The organism is Microcoleus sp. T3_A4, assembly GCF_036700465.1.
GTDB lineage: Bacteria > Cyanobacteriota > Cyanobacteriia > Cyanobacteriales > Microcoleaceae > Microcoleus.
In genome coordinates, this window is the sequence record NZ_JAUBOY010000012.1 from 124,954 (window position 1) to 135,335 (window position 10,382).

9 protein-coding genes are annotated in these 10,382 nt (G+C 44.9%); 6 read left to right on the forward strand and 3 right to left on the reverse strand.

Annotation, left to right across the window (positions count from 1 at the left end; all coding sequences use genetic code 11):
* Nucleotides 1-130 precede the first annotated feature (130 nt).
* The 5 genes from QUA07_RS09310 (at nt 131) to QUA07_RS09330 (ending at nt 4,118) form a co-directional block, all read left to right on the forward strand.
* Nucleotides 131-1,552 (forward strand): serine/threonine-protein kinase, encoded by a 1,422-nt coding sequence (locus QUA07_RS09310; protein ID WP_333324352.1) that lies wholly within the window; start codon nt 131-133, stop codon nt 1,550-1,552.
* A gap of 228 nt (nt 1,553-1,780) precedes the next feature.
* Entirely contained in the window at nt 1,781-1,990 is a 210-nt protein-coding gene (locus tag QUA07_RS09315) for a type II toxin-antitoxin system HicB family antitoxin (RefSeq protein ID WP_333324354.1), read from the forward strand.
* A gap of 206 nt (nt 1,991-2,196) precedes the next feature.
* Nucleotides 2,197-3,471: an FGGY-family carbohydrate kinase gene (locus tag QUA07_RS09320; RefSeq protein WP_333324356.1), complete on the forward strand. Its 1,275-nt coding sequence runs from the start codon at nt 2,197-2,199 to the stop codon at nt 3,469-3,471.
* A gap of 105 nt (nt 3,472-3,576) precedes the next feature.
* On the forward strand, nt 3,577-3,921 hold the full coding sequence (locus QUA07_RS09325) for a hypothetical protein (RefSeq protein WP_333324358.1): 345 nt from the start codon (nt 3,577-3,579) through the stop codon (nt 3,919-3,921).
* The gene (locus QUA07_RS09330) at nt 3,918-4,118 is read left to right on the forward strand and encodes a hypothetical protein (RefSeq protein ID WP_015174854.1); all 201 of its coding nucleotides are present in this window, start codon (nt 3,918-3,920) and stop codon (nt 4,116-4,118) included. Before QUA07_RS09325 ends, QUA07_RS09330 begins: the two co-directional genes overlap by 4 nt.
* A gap of 265 nt (nt 4,119-4,383) precedes the next feature.
* Here the strand turns inward: QUA07_RS09330 and pcrA are convergent, their stop codons facing one another.
* The gene (gene pcrA, locus QUA07_RS09335; protein WP_333324360.1) at nt 4,384-6,732 is read right to left on the reverse strand and encodes a DNA helicase PcrA; all 2,349 of its coding nucleotides are present in this window, start codon (nt 6,730-6,732) and stop codon (nt 4,384-4,386) included.
* Between the two features lie 210 nt (nt 6,733-6,942).
* Complete coding sequence (locus QUA07_RS09340) at nt 6,943-7,326, reverse strand: YkvA family protein (protein WP_333324363.1); 384 nt, start codon at nt 7,324-7,326, stop codon at nt 6,943-6,945.
* Nucleotides 7,327-7,612: 286 nt separating this feature from the next.
* Here QUA07_RS09340 and QUA07_RS09345 point away from each other — a divergent pair, with 286 nt between their 5' ends.
* Nucleotides 7,613-8,353, forward strand: coding sequence for an SIMPL domain-containing protein (locus QUA07_RS09345; RefSeq protein ID WP_333324365.1), 741 nt, complete (start codon nt 7,613-7,615; stop codon nt 8,351-8,353).
* Between the two features lie 295 nt (nt 8,354-8,648).
* Here the strand turns inward: QUA07_RS09345 and QUA07_RS09350 are convergent, their stop codons facing one another.
* Nucleotides 8,649-9,959, reverse strand: coding sequence for a hypothetical protein (locus tag QUA07_RS09350; protein WP_333324367.1), 1,311 nt, complete (start codon nt 9,957-9,959; stop codon nt 8,649-8,651).
* Between the last annotated feature and the right edge of the window lie 423 nt (nt 9,960-10,382).

The following is a 10,382-nucleotide window of genomic DNA, read 5'->3' on the forward strand; positions in this document are numbered from 1 at the left end:
GGTTTTTCGGGTTAAGTTTACACGCTTTGGGCAATGCGATGTCCTTACCCCGATCGGCTGTTTCACATTTAACACCATCTCCGCTGGCATCGCATCGAGAGCTTTAACCTGTAATCTCTAAGCATATTTTATGAGCCAGTGTCTAAACCCTGATTGCCTATTCCAAAACCCCTCTGGCTCTACAAAATTCTGTCAAAAATGTGGGAATAAACTGCTATTGGGCGATCGCTACGGAGCCCAAAAAATTATTGGACAAGGGGGATTTGGGCGCACTTTTCTAGCTATTGACGAGTATAAACCATCAAAACCTTCCTGCGTTATTAAACAATTCTACCCCCAACTTCAAGGCACTTCTAGTATCCAGAAAGCTGCTGAGTTATTTGAGCTCGAAGCAGTACGCCTAGAACAGTTGGGTAAACATTCTCAAATTCCCGACTTATTAGCATATTTTAGTCAAGATGGACGGCAGTATTTAGTCCAAGAATTCATCGACGGTGAAAATTTAGCCGAAGCACTAGAATCTAAGGGATATTTTAGCGAAAGGCAGATTCGCGACTTGCTTAATAATTTATTGCCAGTATTCGAGTTCATTCATTCCCGCCATGTTATTCACCGAGATATCAAGCCAGAAAATATTATTTTTCGGCAAGATGGGCAAGTGGTTTTAGTTGACTTTGGAGCCGCGAAATATGCGACACAAACGGCTCTAGCGGTAACGGGAACGAGGATCGGGACGGCTGGATATACGGCACCAGAACAAGCCAACGGCAAAGCTATTCATGCTAGTGATATTTATAGTCTGGGTGTGACTTGTCTGTGTCTGTTAACTCAGGTTGAGCCGATTGATTTATTCGATGATAGCGAGTTTGAGTGGGTGTGGCGAGAACACTTAAAAACATCTGTCAGTTCGGAACTGGGTCAGATTTTAGATAAAATGATACAACCTGCTATTAAAAAACGTTATCAATCTGCTACTGAAGTTTTGCAGGCTCTTGGTACTCGATCGCCTCAATTATCAGTTCAAACACCTCCACCGGCACCAGACTCCCTGAAATCGGCGCGGGGAGTTGACTATACTCGTCTGCGGGATTTATTAGCAGCAGGAAAGTGGAAAGAGGCGGATCAGGAAACATTCAAGGTGATGTTAAAAGCTGCTAGACGGGAGAAGGAAGGTTGGTTCGATACGAACTCGATCGAGAATTTTCCGGGCGATGATTTGCGGACGATCGACAAATTGTGGGTAAAATACAGTCAGGGTCACTTTGGCTTTAGCGTCCAGAAAAAAATCTGGTTAGAAATAGGCGGTAAAGTTGATTATGACACTGAATGCAAGCTAGGCGATCGTGTCGGTTGGCGAAAGAGGAGAAAGGGGAGGAAAGAGTGGTTGAGCTACAATGATTTAACCTTTAATTTGCAAGCACCACGGGGGCACCTCCCGTCGTGTGCGCGTGTGTTTGCGTGGGGGGGAGAAGGATTGGGTTGGGTTGTTGGGGTGTTGGGGTGGTTAGGGTTGGTTGTATGGTTCTCTCTTCTCTCGCATCAAGAGCTGTAAGGTGTAATTTATAGGAATTTCAGCCTTTTTTCAAGTCTTTTTTATCGAATCTTTTTTTACGAAATTATCGATTTTAGTCATTTCATTACGTGCTAATTGGATGGGTTTCACAAAGACACGACTTACCCACTAAGGCCAAAGAAACCGGGTTTTTGGCCTAATCTGTGGGTGACAACGAAAGATTTTCGTAAAAAAACCCGGTTTCTGACCACCCGTGGGTATCAACTAATGCGTTATGCGATTGTCATTGAAAAAACACCGAATAACTATTCAGCTTACGCACCCGATTTACCCCGATGTGCAGCCACAGGCGCAACCCTTGCAGAAATACAGCAGCAAATTAAAGAAGCGATCGAATTTCACTTAGAAGGATTGCGAGAGGAAGGTTTACCGATTCCCCAACCAACTACGCTTTGTGAATATGTCGAAGCACGATAATCTCAGAAACCAGGTTTCTTTCTAGATTTCTCGTCACTCAACGCAAAACTCGTAGAAACCGGGTTTCTAGCCCCCATGCTTAAGCCATGAACTTACGCACTAATGCCAAAGAAACCGGGTTTTTTACCTAATCTGTGGGTGACAACGAAAGATTTTCGTAAAAAAACCCGGTTTCTGAGATATAGGAAAATTCGCGGGAGTAACAAATGAATCTTTATTTGGGAATAGATTTCGGCACCACGGGCGCCCGATCGACAATCATCGACTCCCAGGGTACAATACATTGTGAGACAGAACATACTTTTGCCAACAACGGGCAACAACAGCCTGAATTGCCCTCGGTGTGGCAAAATGCGCTGTGGGCTGTAATTGAGCAAATTCCCCCAGCAATCCGCAATCAGGTAAGGGCGATCGCCCTTGACGGCACATCCTCGACTGTCATGCTGTGCAATACCGACGGTATACCAGTATGTGAGCCGATTTTATACAATGATGCGCGCGGTGCAGCGGTGACAGAGAGGTTGCGGGCGATCGCCCCTGCCAACCACACAGTATTGAGCGCTACATCCAGTCTGGCTAAACTCCTGTGGTGGCAGGAGGGCGGGCACGGGGGCACCGCCCCTACGGTTTTCCTGCATCAAGCTGACTGGCTGGCATTTCTGCTGCACGGAAAATTGGGAATTAGCGACTATCACAATGCTTTGAAACTGGGTTTCGATGTTGATACTTTGTGCTATCCGAATTGGCTGATAGAGGGAATTGCGGGGACTGCAACGCCTCAATTGCCGCAAGTTGTCGCACCGGGCACGCCTGTGGGGGAAGTGAGAGCTCAAGTGGGCGATCGCTTCGGTTTTCCCCGCGATTGTATGATTTGTGCTGGTACAACCGATAGCATTGCCGCCTTTTTAGCAAGCGGTGTCAATTTACCGGGGGAAGCAGTAACTTCTCTCGGTTCTACACTAGCAGTTAAACTGTTAAGTCATACCCGCGTAGATGATTCTAGATACGGGATTTACAGTCATAAATTAGGCGATTTGTGGTTAGTTGGAGGTGCTTCTAATACCGGAGGTGCGGTGTTGCGACACTTTTTAACTGATGCTGAGTTGGATAATTATAGCACACAAATTGATCCAGAACAAGAGAGTTTGCTGGATTATTACCCATTGTTGAAAAAGGGCGATCGCTTTCCGATTAATGACCCGAATTTGCCGCCCAGACTCGAACCGCGTCCAACAGATTCAGTGGAATTTCTGCACGGTTTGCTAGAAAGCATAGCGCGGATTGAAGCGCGGGGATATCAATTATTGCAAGAATTGGGTGCAACTCCTTTGACCAAAGTTTATACGGCTGGCGGCGGGGCGAAAAATTCGGTTTGGAGTGCGATTAGAAAGCGTTATTTAAAAGTCCCTGTTGAAACGCCAATTCATACTGCGGCTGCTTATGGAAGTGCGTTATTGGCGAAGCATGGAACGCTAATTTAAAGGTGGTAAATTTGGACTGATATCGCTATCGATTAAAACTAAAATGAGAGGAAGCAAACATTCTGATATATTGTGTTAAGTTGTTATCCCTAAAAATTAAGGACAATGGCAAAGCTACCTGATGACATCCTAAACACAATTTTTACCTTGCAGCGACGGCTAGTGGAAATCCTCAACGAAACAACCGCCACAGAATACATTTTAATGCAGCAGTTTGGCGAGACAGAAGCGACACTCCCCGAACTAGAATCCCTGGATAATGTTAAGGAAAGGTTGAGAAACCCTTACAATCGTTTGTACAGGCTTTTGCAGCAGGTAGCAGAATCTCAACCCGCTGCGAATGCGGATACGTTAAACTTTCTGTATAGAACGATAGAACAAACAGAGGCGGCTGTCGATGCCTCAGAAGCAACTATCCGAGAAATCAAAATGGATTGGAATTTGCCATGAATCAACAACCTAGAATCCCCGACGCTGAAACCAGAAAGCGACACGTTGAAAAGATGCGTGAAGTCTGCCAACAGCTTGACGCTTTGACTCTAAACCTGGATGAATTAATCGCCATATTTGAAGCTGATAACCGCCGCCAGCGTCGAGAACGTTTGGCGGGTAAATACAGGCGTGTGGAATCTCAGGTAGTCGAATAAGATATGAGATGTTGCATCATTCTTAATAAGTCTTTTATGAACAGGCTTTTCGGCCTGTTCCACAAAGAGTAAATTTTCTCGCTTCACAGACCGAAAAGCATATTAAGAGAGAAGGGTGCAAGATGTGAGATAAGATCGATCGAGGGGCTATTCCCTGCGGGAGAGTCTTGAATCATTTCTTTTGTGTCCCCTGAAGTTGGGACGCAAGGTTGTGTAGTAACCGTTTAACCGCCGACTCCTATCGGGAGTTTTCAACACTTTTTTATTACACTCGCTGCAACTTAGCTGTTCTGGGATCGATGATTTTTCGGCCCAAACCCGAAAACTTAATTGCCAGATTAGTTTTATCGCCTTCTCCCAAAACGTGGGTAATTTCTCCCACTCCAAAAGCATGATGAAAAACCCGATCGCCCGTTTTCCACTCTGCCGATTGAGAATTCCCAGAATTAGCTGCTGAATTATTAGTTTTTCCCTTGGAAACAGCCGTTTTAGCTGTCTTAGTTTTCTTCGCACTTCCAGCCAGCAAATGTGTGGGCAATTCCCCTAAGAACAGTGAAGGGGTGCAGTGTTCGCGGTAGCCTCCCCAGAGGCGGCGTTCGCGAGTGTGGGTGAGAAATAGCAATTCCTGGGCGCGAGTGATGCCGACGTAGCACAAACGGCGTTCTTCTTCTATCGCTTTTGGGTCGTCCAAGCTGCGGAAATTGGGAAATAAACCCTGTTCCATTCCGACTAGAAATACTACGGGAAATTCTAACCCTTTGGCGGAGTGCAGCGTCATCAGCGATACGCGGGAATCTTCTTCCTGCAAGTCATCTAAATCGGATGCTAAAGAGGCTTTTGCTAAAAATGATGTCAGCGTCGGTTCTTCGTTTTGTTCTTCAAATTGCAGGACAGCATTGTACAATTCTCTGACGTTTTCGATCCGATTTTCTGCTTCCTCGGTTCCTTGATTTTTTAAATCGTCAATGTAGCCTGAATCTTCGATAATTCCTTGGACAATTTGCGAAGCCGGCAGAGTTTCAACTTGCGATTGCCAACGACCAATCATTTCGGCAAACTTAATAATAGCTTTTGCCGATCGCCCTGCGAGAGTATTGACAGAAGATTCATCGCTGAGGATTTCCCACAACGGAATGCCCAATTGAGTTGCAGCGTCTTCGACTTTGGAAAATGTGGTATCCCCAATGCCGCGGCGGGGAGTATTGATGATGCGTTTGAGGCTGACGCTATCGTCGGGATTGGCAAGCACCCGCAGGTATGCTAGGATATCTTTGATTTCTTTGCGATCGTAAAACTTCAGGCCGCCGACAATATTGTAGGGAATATCTAAACGCATTAACGCTTCTTCAAAGGAGCGAGATTGAGCGTTGGTGCGGTAGAGAATCGCAAAATTACTGCCCTGTTCGTATTCGGAATTTTGGCGCTTCAAGGAATGAATTTGACCCGCTACAAATTCCGCTTCATCTAATTCGTTGTCGGCGCGCCAGACAACAATCGGAGCTCCCGGTTCGCGAGTCGGGCGCAGAATTTTTTCGATCCGTTCGGTATTGTGTTCGATCAAGTGGTTCGCCACTTGCAGGATGTTTTCGCGCGATCGATAATTTTCCTCTAATTTTACCATTGTCCGAGTTTTTTCGTCAGATAAACTATCTCCAAAATCCTCTTGAAATTCCAGCAATATGGTATAATCTGCCATCCGAAAACTGTAAATTGATTGATCGACATCGCCCACGACAAAAATCGAGCGGTTTTGCCATTTGTCGAAGTTTTTCGGGTCGGCGTTATTTGTCACCAACATCCGAATCAAATTGTATTGAGTGCGGTTGGTATCTTGGTATTCGTCAACTAAAATATGGCAAAACTTTTTATGCCAATAACTTAATACTTCCTCGTTTTGGCTCAAAAGTTTAACAGGAACGAGGATTAAATCGTCAAAATCTAGGGCATTGTTTGCTGCTAAAGCGTCTTGGTAGCGACTGTAAACATCGGCAATCACGCGACCTCGATAATCCGGTTCTGCTGCTTGGTATTCTAGAGGCGACCAACCTTTATTTTTAGCGTTGCTGATGACATAGCGGACTTTTCGCGGGTCAAATTTCTTGTCGTCGAGGTTCAGTGTTTTTGTAACAATTTGTTTGACGAGACTTTGAGCATCTGACTCATCAAAAATCGAAAAGTTTTTCTTCCACTGGCGCCCTTTTTCGTCTTGGTATTTTTCTATATCGTAGCGGAGAATGCGACCGCACAAAGAGTGAAAAGTCCCCATCCAAATGTGCTTGGTAATTCTCTGGTAAATTTGCGATCGCAATTTGGTTTGTACATCCGGGGCTAAGTCTACCAAAGGTTTGCCATATTCCGCTTCAGCTTGCTGAGTTGCCAGCAATTTCTCAATTCTTTCTTTCATCTCCCTGGCGGCTTTATTTGTAAATGTCACCGCCAGAATATTTTCAGGATCGACTCGATGCGTGCGAACTAAGTTAGCAACTCGGTAAGTTAGAGCTCTGGTTTTGCCGGAACCAGCGCCCGCTACTACTAACAGCGGCCCGTTATAATGGGCGACTGCTTGGCGCTGAGATGGGTTGAGGTGGCTGAGGAAATCAGTGGTTTGAGTCATAGCTAGAAAGTTAGTTTAATTTTTTAAGGGGTAAATAATACTTGGTATGCGATACCGCGAGTTCTTTTTAAGGTAAGGTGCGCCTAGCGCACCCTATATTATAACTAGAACGGTGATTTTTAAAACTTTAAATATTTTTTTGCCAAGCGACTTGTTTAAGCTAAGGTGTTTGGCGCGCACCCTACACTATAACTAGATAGGTAATTTTTTTTAACGTTTAAATATCCGTGTTAGCCACATTGCTGCTAATATTCCCAAGCCAATCCAAATGGCAATAATCACAACAGCCGCAGCCCGATTTATCGGTTTTCCTCGCTCTATTTCTGCGGCTGCTTTTTCCCGACACTCGGTTAAAACCTGTGGCGGAATCATCTTAAGTACCAGCCAAATTGCCACAGGTACAATTATCAAATCGTCCAAGTAGCCAAGAATCGGTATGAAGTCAGGAATTAAGTCGATCGGGCTAAAAGCATAGGCAACCGTAAGCCCTGCTAAAATTCTGGCGTACCAAGGTACTCTCTGGTCTGTACTGGCTAAATAAACAGCGTAAGTCTCTTTTTTTAGTCGGCGGGCAACTTGTTTTAAGGATTGCATCTTTTAACAATTTTATCATTTTTAAATTTTATTTAAAATGAAATAAGAGTTACGTCGGAGTGTCATAAACTGGGTGGTTTTCTATATTTATCGCTGCCAAACGTCTTATTTGACCCAGAACACCAATTTTTTAGTGGAGCGTCCTGCGGACATCATAATAACTCATAATTTCTTCAGAAGTACGGACTATTTTTGTAGTTGCTAAAAATGTAACAACCCGGATATTTAGCAATTTCAGTGGGAAGGTAAAGTATAGCATCTGTGGTATGTGAGGAGAATCAAGTTTATGAATTCAAATTTGCAACGTCGCGATCGCATTAATTTCCGTAGTCTGGTAACAGCGTTGTGTTTAACCTTAACTCTCGTGAGTTTTGTGAGATTAGATCCGGCTGTCGCTCAAGAACAGCGGATCAGAACGCTGAGTGTTACTGGGCGGGGTGTGGAAGCGATTCCTACAACTCAAACACAAGTGCGGCTGGGGGTTGAGGTGCAGGGGAAAACGGCGGCCGAGGTGCAGCAGGAAGCTGCGAGACGATCGTCCGCTGTGGTAGAGTTGCTGCGATCGCGCCAAGTCGAAAAACTCGAAACTGCCGGCATCACCCTCAATCCCATTTATAACTTCGACAACAACCAACAGCGCTTGACGGGCTATACGGCGACGAATACCGTCAGTTTTCGGATTAATACTGCATCTGCAGGCACTTTGCTCGACGATGCGGTGAATGCCGGAGCCACACGCATCGACGGTGTGAGTTTTGCCGCTGCCGAAAGTGCGATCGAACAAGCTCGAAAACAAGCCCTCAAAAAAGCCACTCAAGATGCTCAAGCGCAAGCGGATGCAGTCTTTAGCGCCCTCAACCTGAAGCGGGGAGAGATTCTGGGCATTCAAGTCAACGGTGCGAGCGCGCCGCCTCCAATGTATCGGCAATTGGCTGGTGCTCGCGCTGCTACTGCTGATGCTACAACGCCTGTGGTGGGGGGGGAACAGCAGGTAGAAGCTTCTGTGACTTTGCAATTTGGATATTAATAATATAGTTAGGGGTTGAACTGGCCACATCAGCTTGACCCTAACTATTTCTCGATTTATCAAGCAGCTTTTTCTACAAAAAACTTTAGCCGTTTTAACCACTTCTGCCAGTAGTCCAGAAACGGAATCTCTCCTTCTTGAGGGGGAGAGTTCCTCAATAAATAGACTCTCTGTTAAACCGTAGGCGATCGCATTCCTCCTAAACAGAAAAGAGTGGACTCTTTTCTAAGATCCACTCTCTGTTAAACTCTCTTAGGGCTAACTTTAACAAGCTGGAGTTAAGCCCTTACTTTACCTAGTCCTTAATGATTCTCTTGTCATTAATGACCACTTTGTCTTTGAGTTCAGGACTGCCGGAGATGTGAAGATCACTATCCTTATTTTCCTCGGCGGATTCGGCTAGATATTGGGCAGATGACTTAACATCGTGCGCTGCACGTTTAGCAGATTGGGCTGCATTTTGAGCAGATGATTTTAAATCCTGCGCTGCACCTTGAGGAGATGGGGTTGCATTTTGGGCAGATGACCTAAAATCAGGCACTGGAGGTTTAGCAAATTCGGCTGCATTTTGGGCAGATGACCTAAAATCAGGCACTGGAGGTTTAGCAAATTCGGCTGCATTTTGGGCAGATGATTTAAAATCATGCGCTACACCTTGAGGAGATTGGGCTGCATTGTGGGCAGATGACTTAACATCCTGCTTAACATCCTGCGCTGCACCTTTAGCAGATTCGGCTGCATTTTGAGCAGATGACTTAACATCATGCGCTGCACCTTTAGCAGATTCGGCTGCGCTTTGAGCAGATGACTTGATTGATTCGGCTGCACTCTTGCCAGATGACTTAAGCGATTCGGCTGCACTTTTTATAGATGGCTCAACTGCTTTCGCTGTATCTTTTACAGTCGATCTAAACTCCTTAGTTGCCCCCTCAATTTCTTGAGCTACAGCTTTGGCAGAAGGCTTAACTTCATCAGCCGTACTCTTAATAGAGTCCGCTGCACTTTGTATAGAAGGCTTGACACCTTCGACTGTCTGCTTGACTGAATCTTTTACTTCTCTAATCGTAGGTTTGACTTCCTCGGATGCACTCTTGACTGCATCTACTACAGAAGGCTTGGCTTCCCTAACTGTCTCATTGACAGATTCGGCTATACCTTTAATCGAAGGCTTAGTTTCCTCAACAGTCTCTTTGACTGCTTCTGCTGTAGCTTTGATAGATGGTCTAACTTCTTCAGCAGTTTCCTTTACTACTGTCCCTAGCTCTTCTACAGTGTGTGTAATACCGTCTGCTACGCTGTGTGCTGCATCCCCTAAATTATCTACAGCACGGTTAACAGTATCAGCAGTACCTTTACCAATCATAGCGCCAGCAACTGAGCCTGCTACAGCACCAATAATGCCTCCAGAGCGAGCACCTAGTATACCACCGACTGCTGCTCCAGCTATCCTCGCACCAAGGCCTGAACCTGATGATTGATCTTCCTGTGATTCTGCATTTTCGTTAGTCTGAGCCTGAAGCTGCTGGTTTTCGCTATTGTCAACATTCTTTTCATGGAAGTCACGATTGGCTTCAGGCTGGTTAAAAGGCTGGTTATTATCAGTCATAAATATCCTTGGGTATTACTGCTACATTTACTAGCCTAACTATATACTTCTCATAAAATCTACTGCCTAAGAACTAGATTTTGACTGTTACTTAAGAAGTAGATTCTTAAAAATACTGACCACTACGGCGCTAGCGGTTCCCTGTTCATTCGACCTTGAAGAAGCTGGATGCGCGCGTTAGCGAAGCCCTCGAAGAGGATCGCACATCTGGAACAGTCTTAGCTTAGCGAGCCAAAAATAACTCATGTATACAGATTTTTTTTACAGATTCAATGATTAATAAATCTTCTCAAAGAATAATATAAAATTCCAGCTTATAACTTAACTTATAAATAAATATATATTCTAACAATACTCCGGACAGTTTTTAAAGAGGAATGCGATCGCAATAAAATAGAGAAGTGAAAAAAGTGAGTGCAATCT